14 protein-coding genes are annotated in these 19,225 nt (G+C 66.0%); 12 read left to right on the top strand and 2 right to left on the bottom strand.

Annotation, left to right across the window (positions count from 1 at the left end; all coding sequences use genetic code 11):
* Window positions 1-4 precede the first annotated feature (4 nt).
* The 8 genes from ASD14_RS04800 to ASD14_RS04765 all read left to right on the top strand — a co-directional run bounded on the left by ASD14_RS04800 (window position 5) and on the right by ASD14_RS04765 (window position 9,518).
* The gene (locus tag ASD14_RS04800; protein ID WP_056129810.1) at window positions 5-1,201 is read left to right on the top strand and encodes a 1-deoxy-D-xylulose-5-phosphate reductoisomerase; all 1,197 of its coding nucleotides are present in this window, start codon (window positions 5-7) and stop codon (window positions 1,199-1,201) included.
* Between the two features lie 42 nt (window positions 1,202-1,243).
* Window positions 1,244-2,623: an RIP metalloprotease RseP gene (gene rseP, locus ASD14_RS04795; protein WP_056129806.1), complete on the top strand. Its 1,380-nt coding sequence runs from the start codon at window positions 1,244-1,246 to the stop codon at window positions 2,621-2,623.
* A gap of 124 nt (window positions 2,624-2,747) precedes the next feature.
* Window positions 2,748-5,258: an outer membrane protein assembly factor BamA gene (bamA, locus tag ASD14_RS04790; protein WP_056132104.1), complete on the top strand. Its 2,511-nt coding sequence runs from the start codon at window positions 2,748-2,750 to the stop codon at window positions 5,256-5,258.
* A 15-nt stretch (window positions 5,259-5,273) separates the two neighbouring features.
* Window positions 5,274-6,290, top strand: a complete 1,017-nt coding sequence (lpxD, locus tag ASD14_RS04785; protein WP_056129801.1) for a UDP-3-O-(3-hydroxymyristoyl)glucosamine N-acyltransferase — start codon at window positions 5,274-5,276, stop codon at window positions 6,288-6,290.
* A gap of 105 nt (window positions 6,291-6,395) precedes the next feature.
* Window positions 6,396-6,854: a 3-hydroxyacyl-ACP dehydratase FabZ gene (gene fabZ, locus ASD14_RS04780; RefSeq protein WP_056132102.1), complete on the top strand. Its 459-nt coding sequence runs from the start codon at window positions 6,396-6,398 to the stop codon at window positions 6,852-6,854.
* Complete coding sequence (lpxA, locus tag ASD14_RS04775; RefSeq protein ID WP_056129797.1) at window positions 6,851-7,642, top strand: acyl-ACP--UDP-N-acetylglucosamine O-acyltransferase; 792 nt, start codon at window positions 6,851-6,853, stop codon at window positions 7,640-7,642. Before fabZ ends, lpxA begins: the two co-directional genes overlap by 4 nt.
* 4 nt (window positions 7,643-7,646) lie before the next feature.
* The gene (gene lpxB, locus ASD14_RS04770; RefSeq protein ID WP_056129794.1) at window positions 7,647-8,813 is read left to right on the top strand and encodes a lipid-A-disaccharide synthase; all 1,167 of its coding nucleotides are present in this window, start codon (window positions 7,647-7,649) and stop codon (window positions 8,811-8,813) included.
* Between the two features lie 63 nt (window positions 8,814-8,876).
* Window positions 8,877-9,518 (top strand): ribonuclease HII, encoded by a 642-nt coding sequence (locus tag ASD14_RS04765; RefSeq protein WP_056129791.1) that lies wholly within the window; start codon window positions 8,877-8,879, stop codon window positions 9,516-9,518.
* Between the two features lie 19 nt (window positions 9,519-9,537).
* On the opposite strand, the gene ASD14_RS04760 is transcribed toward ASD14_RS04765, so the two are convergent.
* Both ASD14_RS04760 and ASD14_RS04755 read right to left on the bottom strand, forming a co-directional pair.
* Window positions 9,538-9,909 carry a hypothetical protein gene (locus tag ASD14_RS04760; protein WP_056129789.1) on the bottom strand — a complete coding sequence of 124 codons (372 nt, stop codon included), beginning with the start codon at window positions 9,907-9,909 and terminating at the stop codon, window positions 9,538-9,540.
* Between the two features lie 112 nt (window positions 9,910-10,021).
* On the bottom strand, window positions 10,022-12,208 hold the full coding sequence (locus ASD14_RS04755; protein ID WP_056129786.1) for a winged helix-turn-helix domain-containing protein: 2,187 nt from the start codon (window positions 12,206-12,208) through the stop codon (window positions 10,022-10,024).
* Window positions 12,209-12,352: 144 nt separating this feature from the next.
* Here ASD14_RS04755 and ASD14_RS04750 point away from each other — a divergent pair, with 144 nt between their 5' ends.
* The 4 genes from ASD14_RS04750 (at window position 12,353) to ASD14_RS04735 (ending at window position 19,173) form a co-directional block, all read left to right on the top strand.
* Entirely contained in the window at window positions 12,353-13,000 is a 648-nt protein-coding gene (locus ASD14_RS04750; protein WP_056129783.1) for a hypothetical protein, read from the top strand.
* 368 nt (window positions 13,001-13,368) lie between these two features.
* On the top strand, window positions 13,369-14,022 hold the full coding sequence (locus ASD14_RS04745) for a hypothetical protein (RefSeq protein WP_235565311.1): 654 nt from the start codon (window positions 13,369-13,371) through the stop codon (window positions 14,020-14,022).
* 331 nt (window positions 14,023-14,353) lie between these two features.
* Window positions 14,354-17,896: a DNA polymerase III subunit alpha gene (gene dnaE, locus ASD14_RS04740; protein WP_056129777.1), complete on the top strand. Its 3,543-nt coding sequence runs from the start codon at window positions 14,354-14,356 to the stop codon at window positions 17,894-17,896.
* A gap of 317 nt (window positions 17,897-18,213) precedes the next feature.
* Window positions 18,214-19,173, top strand: coding sequence for an acetyl-CoA carboxylase carboxyltransferase subunit alpha (locus tag ASD14_RS04735; protein ID WP_056129774.1), 960 nt, complete (start codon window positions 18,214-18,216; stop codon window positions 19,171-19,173).
* The last annotated feature ends 52 nt before the right edge of the window (window positions 19,174-19,225 follow it).

The following is a 19,225-nucleotide window of genomic DNA, read 5'->3' as shown; positions in this document are numbered from 1 at the left end:
ATCGATGTCCCAGCTTCCCGCCCGCAACATCGCCGTCTTCGGCGCGACCGGCTCGATCGGCGCGTCGGCACTGGACGTGATCGCGCGTCACCCCGGCAACCTTCGCGCAACGGTATTGGCCGCGGGCAGCAAGGTCGATGCATTGCTGGCGCTGTGCCGGGTGCATCGTCCGCTTCATGCCGTCATTGCCGACGCTTCGCAGTTCGCCGCGCTCCGCGACGGCTTGCGCGAAGCCGGCCTCGACACGCAACCGCACGCGGGCGATGAAGCGCTTATCGAACTGGCCGCGGGCGACGATTGCGATACCGTCGTCGCAGCGATCGTCGGCGCCGCAGGCCTGTCGTCGACGCTCGCAGCAGCGAAAGCCGGCAAGCGCCTCCTGCTTGCGAACAAGGAATCCCTGGTGCTCGCCGGCGAACTGCTCATGCAGGCCGCGCACGCCAGTGGCGCGGTCATCGTGCCGATCGACAGCGAGCACAACGCGATCTTCCAATGCCTGCCGCAGGCGCAGTCGGGGGGCCTGTCCGATGCGCCGACGCACGCCGGCCTCAGGCGCATCGTGCTGACGGCGTCCGGCGGGCCATTCCGCGGACGTGTTCGCGCGCAGCTTGCGGACGTGACACCCGAACAGGCCATCGCGCATCCGAAGTGGTCGATGGGTCCGAAGATCTCCGTCGACTCGGCCACGCTGATGAACAAGGGCCTTGAAGTCATCGAAGCCCACCATCTGTTCGGGGTATCGCGCGAGCGCATCGACGTGGTCGTGCATCCGCAGAGCCTGGTGCATTCGCTGGTCGAATTCGTCGATGGATCGACGCTCGCGCAATTGGGATTACCTGACATGCGCACCGCCCTCGCCGTCGGTTTCGCGTGGCCTCAGCGGATTGATTCGGGCGTCGCCGGACTCGACCTGCTGCAGCACGGCCGTCTCGATTTCGAAGCGCCCGATCTCGATGCCTTCCCCTGCCTGCGCCTCGCATTCGATGCACTCAAGGCCGGCGGCACCGCGCCGGCGATGCTCAACGCAGCCAACGAAGTCGCGGTTTCAGCCTTTCTTCAGCGGCGGATCGCTTTCCTGTCCATTCCCGCGCTGGTGGAAGCTACCCTCGATGCACTGCCCGCCTCCGCCGCCGATTCGCTGGACGTCCTGCGCGAAGCTGATGCCGCGGCGCGCCGGCATGCCATGGCGGCGGTGGGCTGATGCGTCTTCCAGTCCTCACCTCTTTCGCGCGAGCGTCCAGCCATGAATGAAATCATCGGCTCGATTTTCTGGCTGCTGGTGAGCCTGGGCGTGCTCGTCACCTTCCACGAATTCGGCCACTACTGGGTCGCGCGCCGCTGCGGCGTCAAGGTGCTGCGATTCTCCGTGGGCTTCGGCAAGCCGCTGTGGCTGCGCCGTGGCAAGGACGGAACGGAATACGTGATCGCCGCGATTCCGCTCGGCGGCTACGTAAAGATGCTCGGTGAGCATTCCATGGAAGCCGCCGACCTCGAGCAACCGATACGCCCCGAGGACATGGCGCAGTCGCACGATCGCCAGCCGGTGTGGAAACGCATGGCGATCTCGTTCGCGGGGCCTGCGGCAAACCTGATCCTCTGCGTCGTGCTGTTCTGGGGCATGTTCGTGGTGGGCCGGCCGGACTTCGCGCCTGTGGTCGGCCAGGTGCAGGGCATCGCGGCGGCCGCCGGGCTGCAGCGCGGCGATGAAGTGCTTTCGATCGACGGACGCACGACGCCCACCTGGAGCGACGTGAGCATGGGCCTGCTCGCTGCCGCGCTCGACCGCAAGGACATGATCGTCCGCGTGCGCGAAGCGGGCGGCTCGGAAAGCGAACACAGACTTTCCCTGTCGCGGCTCCCCGATGATTTCGATGAAACGCGCGCCCTCCAGCAGCTGGGCTTGCGCGGGCGGCACGAAGTCGTCGCTCCCGTGATCGGCGAAGTCAGCCCAGGCAAACCCGCGTGGGGCGTGTTGGCCGAAGGCGACCGGATCACCGCCATCGACGGCGAACCCACGACCTCGTATGAAGACATCGCCCGCGCAGCCAAACGCCTCGGCGAAGAGAATCGCGAAGCGATGGTAGAAGTCCAGCGCGGAGAAGACCGTCTCGCCCTTCCGCTGAAGCCAGCCCGGCTCAAGTTGCCGGAGGGCAACGAGTTCTGGGGTTTTGGCGTCACCCTGGTTTCATCGGACCCCAAACGCGACGCAATACTGCGCTACGGCCCCATCGCGGCGGTCCCGCAGGCGTTCCTGGAAGCCGGCCGTCAGACCCGCGAACTCTTCGCCACGTTCAGCCGCGCCTTCCACGGCACGGTGTCCGCGCGCAACACGGTCGCCGGGCCGATCACCATCGCCCGCGCCAGCAATTACTTCGCCCAGCAGGGCGTCGCGCACTACCTGATGCTGCTCGCGCTGCTGTCGCTGAGCCTCGGGATTCTGAACCTGCTCCCGATCCCGATCTTGGACGGCGGTCACCTGCTGTATTACCTTATCGAGCTGGTCAAAGGCAGCCCGGTCAGCGAACGGGTGATGGCCGCCGGGAATTTCGTCGGCCTGGCCTTGATCGTCGGCCTGATGGGGCTGGCGTTCTACAACGACATCGTGAACAACCTGGTGCGGTGATGGATACCGCGATACGAACCCCGCCGGGAACCTGTTCACGGAAAGCTGGTCCAGGAAGGGCCTGCGACAACGATTCGACCCGCGGCGTTCGCCTGGCGCCCGCACTCCCCAACCGGATTTGATGATGACGCGACTTCCCAATCGCCGCCTGCTCGCCCTTGCCCTGATCGCAGCGATGGCGCCGGCACTCCCCGCGCTTGCGCAGTCGACCGATCCGTTCCTGCCTGCCGGCGCGCCTGTTGCGACGCCCGTTTCGGCGGATGCATTCACGGTCAGCGACATCCGCGTGGACGGCCTGCAGCGCATCTCGGCGGGCACGGTATTCACCTATCTTCCGGTCGAGCGCGGCGACACCGTCGATTCGACCAAGGCCGCCGCGGCAATCCGCGCGTTGTACAAGACCGGCTTCTTCGAAGACGTTCGCATTGATCGCCAGGGCGACATCCTCGTGGTCACGGTGCAGGAGCGTCCGGCGATCAACAAGCTGACGGTGACCGGCAACAAGGACATCCAGACCGAGGACCTGATGAAGGGCCTCAAGGAAAACGGGATGGCCGAAGGCGATACCTTCAATCGCCTCGTGCTCGACAAGATGGGCCAGGAACTCACCCGCCAGTACCAGAATCGCGGCAAGTACAACGTCGAGATCACCCCGACCGTGTCGCGTCTGGATCGCAACCGGGTCGACGTGACCATCACGGTCAAGGAAGGCAAGGCCGCGCGCATCCAGCACATCAACCTGGTCGGCAACGAGAAGTTCGCCGACAAGGACATCGTCGACACCTGGGAATCGGGCGAACACAACTGGCTCAGCTGGTACCGCCGCGACGACCAGTACTCGCGCGAGAAGCTCTCGGGCGATCTCGAAAAGCTCAACAACTATTACCTCGATCGCGGCTACGTCGACTTCAACATCGACTCCACGCAGGTCTCGATCAGTCCAGACCGCCGCGACATGTTCATCAGCGCGGGCGTGTCCGAGGGCGACCAGTACAAGATCTCCTCGGTGCAACTCACCGGCGATACCGTCCTGCCCAAGGAAGAGCTGCAGAAGATGGTGCTGGTGAAGGAAGGCCAGATCTTCTCCCGCCGCCTGCTGGAGCTGACGTCCGATTCGATCACGGCCACGCTCGGCAACATCGGTTACGCCTTCGCGCAGGTCAATCCGGTTCCCGACATCGATCGCGAAGCCAAGACCGTCGGCATCAGCCTGCAGGTCGTCCCCGGCCCGCGCGTCAACGTCCGCAATGTCGTCTTCAAGGGCAATTCGCGTACCAGCGACGAAGTGATGCGCCGCGAGATGCGCCAGTTCGAAGGCAGCTGGTATTCGCAGGCCGCGGTCGACCGCTCCAAGATCCGCCTGCAGGGGCTGGGTTATTTCGAGACGGTGGACGTCGAAAGCGAACCGGTCGAAGGCACCAACGACCAGGTCGACGTCGTCGTCAACGTCAAGGAAACTTCGTCGGGCAGCTTCGTCTTCGGCCTGGGTTTCTCGCAACTCAGCGGCCTCACCACGCAGGTGCAGCTGTCGCAGGAAAACTTCCTCGGCACCGGCAACCGCGTGTCCGTGCAGGCGCAGCGCAGCCGCTACCAGTCGCGCTACGACTTCTCGTTCCTCAATCCATACTTCCTGGATAACGGCCTGTCGCTGGGCTACAACCTGTGGTGGCGTGAACTCGATTATTCCGACTTCGGCACCGCGCAATACAGCAGCAACAGTGGTGCAGGCCAGGTCGTGCTCGGTTTCCCGATCACGGAGACCGACTCCATCACCGGCCTGTTCGGGATCGACACGAACCAGATCCTCGCATCGGGCAGCACGCCCGAGCCGATCCGCAACTACATCGATGCCCTGAACACCCGCACCTTCCATGCCTGGCGTGCCGAGCTGGGCTGGTCGCGCAATTCGCTCGACAACCTGCTCACGCCGTCCCGCGGCATGCAGCAGCGCATCTGGCTGGAGAGCACGCTGCCGGGCTCCACGGTCGAGTACTTCAAGCTCAACTACAGCATTTCGAAGTTCTGGCCGTTGTCGCGCCACCTGGTGCTGAATACCCGCGCTGAACTCGGTTACGGCGACAGTTACGGCGATGCCACGACACGGAACCTCTGCTTCACGCCGGGCTCCTTCCAGGACACGGACAACAACACCACCACGCCGCCGGTGTTCGTTCCGGGCCCGGCTCCGAGCGAACCCTGCCTGACGACCTCGCCGGATTACGACAAGACAGTCACCGCCGATGGCCTGCCGTTCTTCGAGAATTTCTATGCGGGCGGCGTGCGCTCGGTTCGCGGTTTCCGCGACAACACGCTGGGTCCGCGCCAGGCGCCGTTCGCCGGCAGCACCTACCTGCAACCGGTTGGTGGCGCGGTCAAGACGACCGGCTCGCTGGAAATGTACTTCCCGACCCTGCTCGACACGCCTGCAGCGCGCGCTTCCGCATTCATCGACTTCGGCAACGTGTACAAGGACGTCGACACCTGGGATGCCGGCGAACTTCGCGCTTCAACCGGCCTCGCGCTGATGTGGCGCTCGCCGATGGGCCCGATCTCGATCAGCTACGCCTTCCCGCTGCGCCAGGAAGACGACGACGAGCTCGAGCGCCTGCAGTTCACCTTCGGCGGCACGTTCTAACCGACGCGGCTCCACATGGGCCAGTCCTCGTTCACTGCCGCGGAACTGGCCGAACGCTTCGGTCTCGAACTGCAGGGCGATGGCGCCGTGCGCGTGCACGGCGTTGGCACGCTGGCCCGTGCGCGTGCAGGACAGCTCGCCTTCCTTGCCAACAGCAAATACCGCGGCCAGCTCGCCGAGTCACAGGCGAGCGTGGTTGCGATGCGGCCGGAAGACGCAGCCGGATTCGCTGGCACCGCGCTGGTCGCAGGCGATCCCTATGCTGCTTTCGCGAAGATGTCGGCCTTGTTTGAACCCAGGCCGGCACGCACCGTGGGCATTCATCCTTCCGCCGACATCGCGGCCGATGCGCAGGTCGATCCCAGCGCGCACATCGGCGCTTTCGTGAGCATCGGCGCGCGCAGCCGTATCGAAGCCGGCGCGGTGATCGGTGCTGGCTGCGTGGTCGGCGACGATTGCTTGGTCGGCGCAGGCAGCGAACTCATCGCGCGTGTCACCCTGGTCACGCGCGTGCGGATCGGCCAGCGCGTCACCGTGCATCCTGGCGCCGTGCTGGGCTCCGCCGGCTTCGGCCTGGCGATGGAAGCCGGCAAGTGGCTCAACGTACCGCAGCTTGGCGGCGTCGTTATCGGTAACGACTGCGAGATCGGCGCGAATACCACCATCGATCGCGGCGCGATCGATGACACGGTGCTCGAGGAAGACGTCCGCCTCGACAACCAGATCCAGATCGGCCACAACGTTTTCATCGGCGCGCACACCGCGATGGCGGGTTGTGCGGCGGTCGCCGGCAGCGCCAGGATCGGCCGCTATTGCCTGATCGGCGGCGCGGCCGGCGTCCTTGGCCACCTTGAAATCTGTGACAAGGTGATGATCACGGCCATGAGCCTGGTCACGCATTCCATCCGTGAGCCCGGCGAATACTCTTCCGGCACGCCGCTGATGGACAACCGCAGCTGGCGCAAGAACGCCGCCCGCTTCAAGCAGCTCGATGCCCTGGCGCGCCGGATCGGCAAGGCACAGGAAGACTAGGACCTGCCGATCGGGTTAATCTGCGCGACATACGGACGCGCATGTGGCAGTGAAGCCGGATAATTGCCGATTCGCTTCACGCCTTCCGTGCTCCAGGAAACGATGATGACCCAGCCCGTGCAACTCCCGGTCGATATAGCCGGCATCCAGAAACTGCTGCCGCACCGATACCCCTTCCTGCTGGTCGACCGCGTCGTCGAACTGGAATTGCACAAGCGCGTGCTGGCATACAAGAACGTCAGCGTCAACGAGCCCTTCTTCAACGGCCATTTCCCGGGCCACCCGGTGATGCCGGGCGTGCTGGTGATCGAAGCGCTGGCACAGGCCGGCGGCCTGCTCACGCAGCTGTCGGGGCATAACGGCGAGGGCAGCATTTATTACCTGGTGAAGGTCGACAACGCGCGCTTTTCGAAGATGGTGGTCCCGGGCGACCGGTTGGACCTCGAGGTCACGCTCAAGCGGACCATTCGCAACATGGCGCTGTATGCCGGCGTTGCGCGCGTCGATGGCCAGGAAGCCGCGAGTGCTGAAATCCTCTGCGCCGAGGTCAAGAGCAACGCATGACCACGGCTGCGCCCGTAATCCATCCTTCCGCGGTCGTCGAGGCCGGCGCGAAGCTCGGTGCCGGCGTCGTCGTAGGCCCGTTCTGCTACATCGGCAACGAAGTCCAAGTCGGCGACAACACGACCTTCGGCCCGCACTGCAGCGTGCAGGGACCGGCGCGGATCGGCCGCGACAACCGCTTCGTCGGCCATTGCGCGATCGGCGGCGAGCCGCAGGACAAGAAGTACGCAGGCGAACGCGTCGAGCTCGTCATCGGCGAACGCAACGTGTTCCGCGAGTTCTGCACCATCAATCGTGGCACCGGTGGCGGGGGCGGCAGCACCACGGTCGGCAACGACAACTGGTTCCTCGCCTACACGCACGTCGCGCACGACTGCCATGTCGGCGACCACTGCGTGTTCTCCAACAATGCGACGCTGGCCGGCCACGTCACCGTGGGCGACCACGTGATCCTCAGCGGCTTCGCCGGCATCCATCAGTTCTGCCGCATCGGCGCGCATGCGTTCATCGGCATGGGCGCGTTCGTCAATGGCGACGTGCCGCCGTTCCTGATGGTCGCGCAGGAAGGCTATGGCAAGCCGCGCGGCATCAACAGCGAAGGCCTCAAGCGCCGCGGCTTCGACAGCGAACGCATCGGCGCGATCAAGCGCGCGTACCGTGCGCTGTACATGTCCGGCGCCTCGCTCGACGAAGCGCGCGTGCGCATCGCCGAGATCGCCGGCGAAAGCGCCGACGTGCGCGACTTCCTCGACTTCATCGAAAGCGGCGAACGGCCGCTGCTGCGGTAAGCGCATGCCGGTACGTATTGCCCTCGTCGCAGGCGAAGCCTCCGGCGACCTGCTTGGTGCCGGCCTGATCGCCGAATTGCGCAAGCGCTATCCCGATGCGCAGTTCGCCGGCATTGGCGGCGATGCGATGCGCGGCGCCGGCATGGACACCTGGTTCGACGCCACGGAACTCGCGGTGATGGGCCTCTCGGAAGTGCTCAGGCACCTGCCGCGCCTGCTGCGCCTGCGCCGATCGCTACGCGAACGCGTGCTGGCATGGAAACCGGATGTCTTCGTCGGCATCGACGCGCCCGACTTCAACCTCGGCGTCGAGAAGTGGCTGAAGAAGCGCGGCGTCCGCACCGTGCATTACGTGAGCCCGTCGGTATGGGCATGGCGGGAAAGCCGCGCCGCGAAGATCGGGCAGTCGGCTTCGCGCGTGCTGTGCCTGTTCCCGATGGAGCCGGCGATCTATGCGAAGCATCGCGTCGATGCGCGCTTCGTCGGCCACCCGCTCGCCGACGAGATGCCGGTAGATCCGGATCGGCTCGCCATGCGGGAACAACTGGGCATCGACCCGGAACGTCCGGTGCTCGCGCTGTTGCCGGGCTCGCGCGTCGGCGAAATCGAGCGGCTGGCGGCAATCTTTCTCTCGGCTGCAGCGCGCGTACTGGAAGAAGTACCGGACCTGCAGATCGTCGTGCCGATCGCGAACGCGCCGGCCAACGTCGCGTTCCGCCGCGTGCTCGGCAGCCATCCCGACATCTCCGACCTGCAACCCGCACTGCGCCTGCTGGTGGGCAACGCGCGCCGCCTGATGGTTGCCAGCGACGTCGTGCTGCTCGCCTCCGGCACCGCCACGCTGGAAGCGATGCTGGCAAAGCGGCCGATGGTGGTCGCCTACAGGGTCGCGCCCCTCACCTACACGCTGGTGAAGGGCCTGGGCATGCTGAAGGTGAAGAACTATTCGTTGCCGAATGTGCTCGCCGGCGAACGCATCGTCCCCGAGCTCATACAGCGCAACTGCACGCCGCAGAAGCTCGCGCAGGCCACCTTGGCGATGCTGCGCGATGGTGAGGCAATGGAACGCATCGGCCCGCGCTTCCGCGAACTGCACCTGCAACTGCGCCAGGACGCTTCCGCGCGTGCGGCCGATGCAATCGCGGAATTGCTGCCACGACCCCTTGCGTGAATGCGGATCGCTCGCCCACTCTGATCGCGCCCGCCAGATCAATGTTTCCCAGAACTCGCCGCGATGCCGTTCGATACACCCGCTTCCACGCCTGAAGTGACGCTGCGTTCCGCGCCGCTGCGCATCGCCGGCATCGACGAAGCCGGACGCGGTCCGCTTGCGGGCCCGGTCGTCGTGGCCGCGGTGGTGTTCGCCCCCGGCCGCACGCCGATCAACGGGCTCGACGATTCCAAGCAACTCGATCCCGATCGCCGCGAAGTGCTGTACGACCGCATCGTGCAGCGCGCGCTCGCATGGAAGATCGAATTCGTCGGCGTCGAGGAGATCGACCGCATCAACATCCTGCAGGCGACGCTCACCGGCATGCGCCGCGCACTCGAAGGCGTCGCGCACATCGCCGATGCCGCACGCATCGACGGCAACATCGTTCCCTCGGGCCTGTGCCGGCCCGGCGAAGCCTGGATCGGCGGCGACGCGCGGGATCGCTCGATCATGGCGGCCTCGATCCTCGCCAAGGTCGCGCGCGACCGCTACATGCGCGAACTCCACCAGCAATGGCCGCAGTACGGATTCGCCGACCACAAGGGTTATTCGACGCCCGTGCACCTGGCCGCGCTGAAGCAGCACGGTCCGTGCCCGCACCATCGGCGCAGCTTCATGCCGGTGCGGCTGGCGCAGGCCGATCTGTTCCCGACACCGGCGTAGCTGCAGGCCGGCTTGCGCCTCAATTGGGCTTGATCTTCAGGTCCGGATCGACGTGCTTTCCGTTCGCAGCGATTCCGTACTTATACGTGCCTGGATTGCCCGATGCGGGGAGCGTCACTTTTCGGCGGTCGTCGCGATCCGGATCCGATTCCAGCCCGCCATGGCCAGGCGGCCCGCCAGGGAAATCGAGTTCGAAATCCACCGTCGAACCCTTCGGTCCTCGCCAGGTCACCTGCGAGCCGCGCTTTACCGTGCAAGATTCCGGCGAGGCCGAAGGCAAGCCATTCCGCGCATAGCGGATGTTGACGTACACCTTGTTGCTCGCGTCGTGCGCGGGGTCGCCGCACCAGATGCCATCCAGCGAGTCGGGGGCCGTGTCCGCGTCCGGCATGAGCGATGAGTCATCGGGCGAAGTCGGGCATCCGGTTCCACACATCAACAGAACGAGCGCAGCAACCACTGTTGGCATTTTCATTGCGATCTCCAATGCCCATCGGGCGGAATCATTTCGTTTTGCTCGCAGTCATCCCGCCCGCTTCGCCGAGCAAGGGACGCAACACCGGAGAAGCACCGATGCGGGCGCGGGTTATGCCGGCAGCCAGCGCGCGATCGATCCTCGTGAGCGCCTGTTCGCGATCGCCCAGCAGGGCCAGCGTCTGCGCTCCCCAGAAGGCGACTTCGCCAGGTTCGTCCTTGAGCGACTCCGCTCGGGCGATCAATGCACGCGCCTCGCGTTCCTGCCCGAGGTTCGCGCGATACCAGGCCAACACGCCAAGGGCATGCGCGTCTCCGGCCTTGATGTCGACGTATTGCTGCGCCAGTCGCGCCGCGCGTTCGTACGGTTCGCGCGCCTGTTCCTTCGTGGTGGGCATCGCGGACAGCGCGTCGCCGAGGTTGCCCCACGCCCTGTGGTCGCTTGGGTCGAGTTCGGCGGCACGGCGGAACATGCGCACGGATTCGTCGTATGCGCCTTCATCAAAGCGCATCGCGCCGAGGTTGATCAGCACCGCGGAACTCGGTTTCAGCGCGAGCGAACGCATGAACGCATCGTTAGCGCAGGCAGTGTCCCCATGCAGCAGGCACAGGCCACCGTAACTGGCCCAGGTTTCCTCGTCGTTGGGCTCCAGCTGCGTCGCGACACGGTAGGTCGCGATTGCCTTGGGCAGATCGCCGCGCACGTAATGGTGGAATCCGAGCGAGCGGTAGGTACCCGCATGGCCCGGCCGCAGTTCGCGCGCGCGTTCGAAGTAGTCGAGCGCAACGTCGTTGTGCTCCTGCGCTGCTTCCGCCCGCGCCATGCCGAGGTACGCGTCCGGAGCCAGCGCCTTGTCCTCCAGCGCCTGACGGAAGTACGTGAGCGCCTGCGCCGGTTCGCCGCGCGCCTGGTGCAAGTCGCCCAACGCAAGACTGACTTCGCGCAGCTTCGGATCCATCTCCGCGGCGCGCCCGCATGCGGTTTCCGCGCGCGCGTAGGCGGCAGGATCGTGAGCGAATTCGAACGCGATGATCTCGGCACGGCAGATGCCGGCCTGCGCGCGGGCGAAGTTGCTGTCGGCGGCGAGCGCTTCGCTGAAGAAACCGATCGCCGCGGCGCCATCCTGGCGGCCCTGCAACTGCTGTACGCCCTTGAGGTACGCGTCGTACGCGGCGACGTTGTGCGTGGGTTCCAGCCGCCGCGCCAACGCTTCGGTGCTGGCGGAATTGATGCCCGGCAGCGAACGCACGACTTCGTTGGCGATTTCGCGCTGGAGGGCGAACACGCCCTTGAGTTCGCGCTCGTAACTGCCCGACCACACCGTGTAGCCGGTGCGCGTGTCCGACAGCCGTGCATTGATGCGCACGCGCTGGCCTTCGCGGCGGACGTCGGCATCCAGCACCGTCGCCACGCCGAGCAGCTTGCCGATCCGGCGCACGTCCGCGCCGCGGGTGCCGCATGCGCTTGCCACCCGGCAGGAAGCGACCTTGAGTCCGGGCACGCCGGCCAGCGCGTCATGCAGCTCGACAGCGAGTCCCTCGGCGAAGTAGCTGTCCTTGCGGTCGTCGCTCAGGCTCACGAACGGCAGCACGGCGATCGAAGCGTCGCCCGGTTGAACCCGCGGCTGGCGATCGGCGGTGAACAACGACCAGGCAATGGCAATCACCAGTGATGCCGCGACCATCCACACCGGCAACCAGCGCGAAACCTTCGCCCGCGTTGCGGGCGCCGGCAACGGCGCCGGGATATCCACAGCGGCGGCGCGATGGGTGTCCCCCGTCGCGAGCGGCGCCAATGGCTCCGTTGCTGCCGCCTCTGCTGCGGTCGCACCTGATTCGTGCGCGGCGTTTTTTTCAACCAGCGGCCATGACTTGGGCTCACCGATGAATCGATAGCCGAGCCCGTGCTGGGTCTGGATGTACTGCGGCCGGTGCGAGTCGTCCTCGAGCACGTGGCGCAGCTGCGCGACGGCACGCGTCAGCACGCCCGGCGTCACATGCCGGTGGCCCCACACCGCATCCAGCAGTTCATCGTGGCGGACCAGCTCGCCGGCATGGCCCAGCAGGTGGAGCAGCACCGCGAAGGCCTTCGGTTCCAGCGCCTGCGGCTCTCCGTCGCGCGTGAGCGTGTACGCGGAGGAATCGACCACGAAGGGACCGAAGCGGTATCCCTCGCCGCCGTTACGCGCGCTTCCGGCCTGTCCCGGGGCTTCCATCAGGGAAACCTCACGAATGCATCGGCAACCTCGCCAAAGGCTGCGAGGACCGTCGCAACAGCGTCATGACCCGATTGCGGCCCGAGCGGAAGCTGGGTCCACGCCGAAACCACGGCGTGCCCACCTTCCCACGGAGCCTTTGCCATGAACGCCATGCTCGCCATCGCGATTCCGTTGCCTGCCATCCTCGACCAGCCGTTGCCGATCGGGCCCAGCCGCCGTCACCGCATCGATGGCTTCCATCTCACCAATGCTTCGGTCGACCGCTTCAATACGCTGCTTGCCAATCTCGGGCGCCGAAGCGCGCCGCTGGACTGCGACCGGCTGGCTACTGCCGCGCGCGAACTGCGCGACCATGCGGCCGGGAGTTCCGAGCCGGCCTGCATCCTGCAACGTATGAAGCGCCTCCAGGCGGCCGCCTCCATGGTCGACGACGCCCAGTGGGAACCGGCCGATGAAGCCGGCAACCTCGCTTCGCTGATCGTCCAGTACGCCAGCGGCCGCTTCCAGTTGCTGCCGAACTACCTGCCCACCATCGGTCACCTTGACGATGCAATCGCAGTGGAAGCGGCCTGGCCGTCGATCAGGGCCGAAGTCGTCGACTTCCTCGACTACTGCCGCATCCGCTCGCTCGAAGCCGGCTTGCGCGGCCGCGAGCCCGGCGCTTTCGGGTTCACGCGCGCCGACTGGGAAGAGGCGCGCCGCGCGGAGTACTTCCTGGACCGGCAACGTCGCTGCATCCGCGACAGCAGCTACGTGCCACTGATGGAACCGCGTTTTGCCATCCACTGAGGCTCCTTCCATGCCCGACAGGTCGAGGCCGCCGCGAGGCGGCCTCGCTGTTTCCCCATCGATCGCCACGCGTCTGGCAAACCGCCCCTTCTTCTTCGCGTGAGGGCGCACGCAGCGAGTTGTTCTGCTGCCCTTTCCAGGCATGTCCTGCATTCCCGGAACCAGGAACCGCTTCAGCAATTCAGTATCGAAAAACCCCGCTGAACCGCCCGTCGGAACCCCTCTCCGGCCGAGCCATAACGGCGCATGATCGTTACTGCACCGCCTGCCATTCCCCCGGGATCGGGACCGCTGCAATACCGGCCGTAGCGCGGCTCCCGCGGAGGAGTTCCCCAACGGACACGACCGGACCGAGGTGCCCCATGCGCATGCCTCATCCGACTCCCACTTCGAACCCGCTTCCGTACGAACATTTCCGCGGCGGCCTGACCGACGCGCTCGGCGCACCCGCTGGCTTCCCCGAAATCGCCCTATCCGCTCCTGCGATCGCGCAGTTCGACGAACTCGTGCACGACCTCTATCCCGACGCCGCGCGCGTCGACCCACCGCGCCTGCAACAACTGGCGGCGTGGCTGTTGTCGCTGCCGGAAGAAGAGGCGCGCGAAGAACTGGACGCCCGCCTGCAACGCATGGATGAGCTGCGCGCGCTGATGGACGACGAAGCGTGGGACTGCCATGACGCGACGCGCCTGCGCATCAACAAGCTGCTCGCGTACATCGACCGCGACGACGACCTGATCCCCGACAGCCTTCCGCTCCTCGGCCGCCTGGACGACGTGCTGCTGATCGAGCTCGCATGGCCAGCGTTCTCCGCCGAAGCCGACGAGTACCGCGACTTCTGCCAGTACCGGTTGAATGAACGCCCTCGCGGCACGCCGACCGAGCAACGGGAAGCCTGGATGCGCGACCGCCTCGCCGAACTCGAGCTGCTGCGCCAGAGCACGCGGCTGGAAGACGAACACTTCGCGTATGGCCGCACGCCGGAAGGGCCGATGCGCGTCACCGGATCGCCGCTGCCGTAGTTCATGGGGTGACCCAGCAACCGTGGCGGACTGAAGCCTGTTGCGCGGCGACCAAATAGCGGCTTCAAGTTTGCCGCTACAGACCGCCGTGTCCCCCCCTCACCCTGCTTCGCTGCGCGAAGCTGTCCCTCTCCCGCAAGCGGGCCGAGGAAGGGCCATCGAATGACTTTGGCATCCACCTCCTTCTCCCCGCTCGCGGGGAGAAGGTGCCCGAAGGGCGGATGAGGGGCGGCTTTCAGCGTCGCCCACTCCAAATCACTCCCCGCAAAAGTCAATCTCGTCCGCCCCGGCCGCGGCTGCTACCCTGCGCCCTCAGCACCCGACGGCCCGCATGACCGCCCGTTTCGTTCACCTCCACCTGCATAGCGAGTACTCGCTCGCCGACTCGACGATCCGCATCGGCGAGCTGGTGAAACGCTGCGCGCAGCTCGGCCAGCCGGCCGTGGCGGTGACCGACATCGACAACCTGTTCGCGGCGGTGAAGTTCTACAAGGCGGCCGAAGGCGCGGGCATCAAGCCGATCATCGGCGCCGACATCGGCCTGGCCGACGGCAACGAAACCCCGGCGCGCATGACCCTGCTGTGCCGCGATCGCAGCGGCTATCTCACCCTGTCGCGCCTGCTCAGCCGCGCGTGGATGGAAGGCCACCGCATCGACGGCGTCGCGATCCGCCCGGAGTGGCTGCGCGAAGACAACACCGGCCTGTTCGCGCTGGTCGGGCGCAGGAGCCTCGCCGGACAACTCGTCGGCACCCATCGCACCGAACTCGCCGAAGCCTCGCTCGCCGATTGGCGCGACGTGTTCGGCGACCGGCTGCACCTGGAGGTCACCCGCAGCGGCCGCGAAGGCGAGGACGCGTTCAATGCGTTCGCGCTACATGCCGCCACGCGCCGCGGCATTCCGATTGTCGCCAGCAACGACGTACGCTTCCTCGACGCCGACGGCTTCGAAGCGCACGAAGCGCGCGTGTGCATCGCCTCCGGCCGCGTGCTCGACGACCCCAAGCGTCCGCGCGAATACGGCGCCGAGCAGTACCTGAAGTCATCGGATGAAATGGCGGCGCTGTTCGCCGACATTCCGGACGCGATCGACAACGCCGTCGCGCTCGCCACGCGCTGCAACGTGACGATGAAGCTGGGCGAATACGCCCTTCCGGCGTTCCCGGTGCCGAGCGAGCACACGATCGAATCGTGGCTGCGCAGCTCCGCGCGCGAAGGCCTCGTCGCGCGCCTGGAAAAGAACCCACTCGCACCCGGCAAGACCCGCGAAGAATACGAAGCGCGCCTGGAAACCGAGCTGGACGTCATCATCAAGATGGGGTTCCCCGGCTACTTCCTGATCGTCGCGGACTTCATCAACTGGGGCAAGGCGCAGGGTATTCCGGTCGGTCCGGGCCGTGGTTCGGGCGCGGGTTCGCTCGTCGCGTGGGCGCTGGGCATCACCGATCTCGACCCGCTGCCGTACGACCTGCTGTTCGAGCGCTTCCTCAATCCCGAACGCGTGTCGATGCCCGACTTCGACATCGACTTCTGCATGGACCGCCGCGACGAAGTCATCGACTACGTCGCGCGCAAGTACGGCCGCGACCGCGTTTCGCAGATCATCACCTACGGCACCATGGCCGCGAAGGCGGTGGTGCGCGACTCGGGCCGCGTGCTCGGGCATCCGTACGGCTTCGTCGACGGCATCGCCAAGCTCATTCCCAACACGCTTGGCATATCGCTCGACGATGCGCTGGGCGAATCGGAAGCCGCGCGCAAGGACAGCAACCTCGCCTCGGCCGAACTGATCCAGCGCTACCACGCCGAAGACGACGTGCGCGATCTGCTCGATCTCGCGCGCAGCCTGGAAGACTTGACCCGCAACGCCGGCAAGCACGCCGGCGGCGTGGTGATCGCGCCTTCGCCGTTGAGCGATTTCTGCCCGCTGTTCGCGGAACACGACGGCGAGGGCCGCGGCAGGAACCCGGTCACACAGTTCGACAAGGACGACGTCGAAGCGATCGGCCTGGTGAAGTTCGACTTCCTCGGCCTGCGCACGCTCACGATCATCGACTGGGCGGTGAAGGCGATCAACGTGCGGCGCGTGCGCGAAGGCGTCGAACCGCTCGACATCACCGCGCTCGAGCTCACTGACAAAAAAACCTACGAACTGTTCGCGCGCGGTGACACCGTCGCCGTGTTCCAGTTCGAATCGCGCGGCATGCGCGAACTGCTCAAGCGCGCGCGCCCCGACACCTTCGAGGACATCATCGCGCTCGCCGCACTGTTCCGTCCCGGCCCGCTGGGCTCGGGGATGGATCGCGAATGGGTAGACCGCAAGCACGGCAACACCGAAGTTTCCTATCCGCATCCGCTGCTGGAACCCGTACTCGGGCCGACCTACGGCGTGATCGTGTACCAGGAACAGGTGATGCAGATCGCGCAGGTGCTGGCCGGCTACACGCTCGGCGGCGCAGACATGCTGCGTCGCGCGATGGGCAAGAAGAAGCCCGAGGAGATGGCAAAGGAGCGCGCGAAATTCGAGGAAGGCTGCCTTGAACGCGGCATTCCGGCGAAGCAGGCGAGCCCGATCTTCGACTTGATGGAGAAGTTCGCCGAGTACGGCTTCAACAAGTCGCACTCGGCGGCCTATGCGCTCGTCGCGTACCAGACCGCTTGGCTGAAGGTGCACTACCCGGCCGAATTCATGGCCGCGGTGCTGTCCTCGGACATGGACAACACCGACAAGGTCGTCGGTTTCCTCGACGAAACGCGCGTGATGGGCCTTACGGTGCTGCCGCCGGACGTGAATGCTTCGGCATACATGTTCGAAGCAGTCGAGCCGAGCCCGTCCGATTCGCAAGCGAATCGGGGCACCATCCGCTACGGCATCGGCGCGGTGAAGGGCGTCGGCCGCGGCGCGTGCGAAGCGATCGTCGAAGCGCGGCGTGCCGGCGAGTTCACCGACCTGCTCGACTTCTGCAAGCGCGTCGACAGCAGCAAGCTCAACAAGCGCGCGCTCGAAGCGCTGGTCCAGGCCGGCGCACTTGATGCGCTCGGCAAAAACCGCGCGAGTCTCTCGGTGCAATTGCCGGAAGTATTGAAGGCCACCGAGCAGCTCGCACGCGAACGCGAGGCGGGCCAGGTCTCGCTGTTCGGCGGCTTCGAAACTGCAGCACCGGCATTGCAGATCGAGTTGAGGGAAGTCGACGAGTGGCCGCTGGTGCAGGTGCTCAACGGCGAGCGCGACACGCTCGGCCATTACCTCAGTGGGCATCCGTTCGATCCGTACCGCGAAGAAATGCGCACGCTGGTCGGCCATGATCTCGGCGACCTGGAGCGCATCTGGGAAGGACGCCCCGAAAGCGCGCGCAGCGGCTGGCGCCCGGAACTCGAGCTCGTGATCGCCGGCCTCGTCACCGGCCTGCGCAAGAAAGGCGACAGCCAGATGTTCGTGCAGATCGAAGACGGCCGCGGCCGCCTCGAATGCGCCTTCTTCGCCGAAACCTACAACGAATTCGCGCAGCTGATCGCGCGCGACCGTTTGCTGATCGTGCAGGGCGGATTGCGCGAGGACGCGTTTAGTGGCGGCTTCGCCCTGAAGGCGCAGCGCTGCTGGGATTACTCGCAGCTGTGCGCGAAGCATGTGCAGCGCCTGTCGCTGCGCCTCGACCTCCGCGTGCCGGGCACGTGGACGCGCGTCGATTCGCTGCTGGCGAGACATCGGCCGGGCCCGACGCCGCTGCGCCTCGACCTGCTGCGTGAAGGCGTGGCCGGGATGCTCGACCTCAACGGCTCGCATTCGATCCGCGTCGACGCGGACCTGCCCGGCGCGTTGCGTTCGCAGCCAGGCGTGCGGACCGTGAAGCTGGCGTTTTCGAAGCCCTGGTAGCCGTCAACACCGCCCCTCACCCTGCTTCGCTGCGCGAAGCTGTCCCTCTCCCCGCAAGCGGGGCGAGGGGAAGGCATGTTCAAGCCAAACGCGACAATTGCGTCCTGCTCCCCGTTTGCGGGGAGCAGGTGCACGAAGGGCGGATGAAGGGACAGCAAAGCGGTGTAAAACCAGCCGCTACCGTGCGCTCAACATGCGAACAACATTTCCGGCACCCATCGCATTTCCCACCTCGCCCGCTCGCAACAAACACCCCCGTACGGCCCCTTCCGCCCACCTCGGCTAAACTTCCCGCCTTCACCGGCCCCGGCCAACGCATGAACCCGAATTACCTCGACTTCGAACAACCCATCGCCGACCTGGAAGCGCGTATCCAGGAAGTGCTGCACGCCAGTCACGGCCCGGCGGTCAATGTCGATGCCGAAGTGCACGCGCTGCGCGAGAAGCTGCGCCTGCGCACTGCGCACATCTTCCGCGACCTCACGCCCTGGCAGATCTCGCAGCTCTCGCGCCATCCCTCGCGCCCGTACACGCTCGATTACCTGCGCGTGATCTGCGACGAGTTCCAGGAACTCGCCGGCGACCGCGCCTTCGCCAACGACAACGCGATCGTCGGCGGCCTTGCCCGCATCGATGGCCGCAGCGTCGTGGTGATCGGCCACGAGAAAGGCCGCGACACGAAAGCCAAGGTCAAGCGCAACTTCGGCATGCCCAAGCCCGAGGGTTACCGCAAGGCGCTGCGGCTGATGAAGCTGGCCGAGCGCTTCGGCCTGCCGATCCTCACCTTCATCGACACCGCCGGCGCATGGCCGGGCATCGATGCAGAAGAGCGCGGCCAGTCCGAAGCCATCGCGCGCAACCTGCTGGAAATGTCGGAACTGAAGGTGCCGATCATCTGCACCGTGATCGGCGAAGGAGGCTCGGGCGGCGCACTCGCGATCGGCGTGGGCGACCGTACGCTGATGCTCGAATACAGCACCTATTCGGTGATCACGCCGGAAGGCTGCGCGTCGATCCTGTGGAAGACCGCGGAAAAGGCGAAGGATGCCGCCGAACAACTCGGCCTGACCGCCAAGCGCCTGAAGGAACACGGCCTGATCGACAAGATCGTCCGCGAACCCATCGGCGGTGCGCACCGCAATCCGACGCAGATGGCCAAGCGCCTGAAGGCCGTGCTGATGAACGAGCTCGATGCGCTGGAACAGATTCCGGTCACGGACCTGGTGGATCGCCGCTACAAGCGGCTGCGTAGTTATGGCGCGTACGAAGTAGCCTGATCGCGCAAGCGTCGAAAGAAGCGCCAGTTTCCTGGCGGCTTCTTCTGTCCCG

The organism is Lysobacter sp. Root494, assembly GCF_001427225.1.
GTDB lineage: Bacteria > Pseudomonadota > Gammaproteobacteria > Xanthomonadales > Xanthomonadaceae > Agrilutibacter.
The sequence above is the reverse complement of the archived record's forward strand: the minus strand, read 5'-3'. Positions and strand labels throughout refer to the sequence as shown.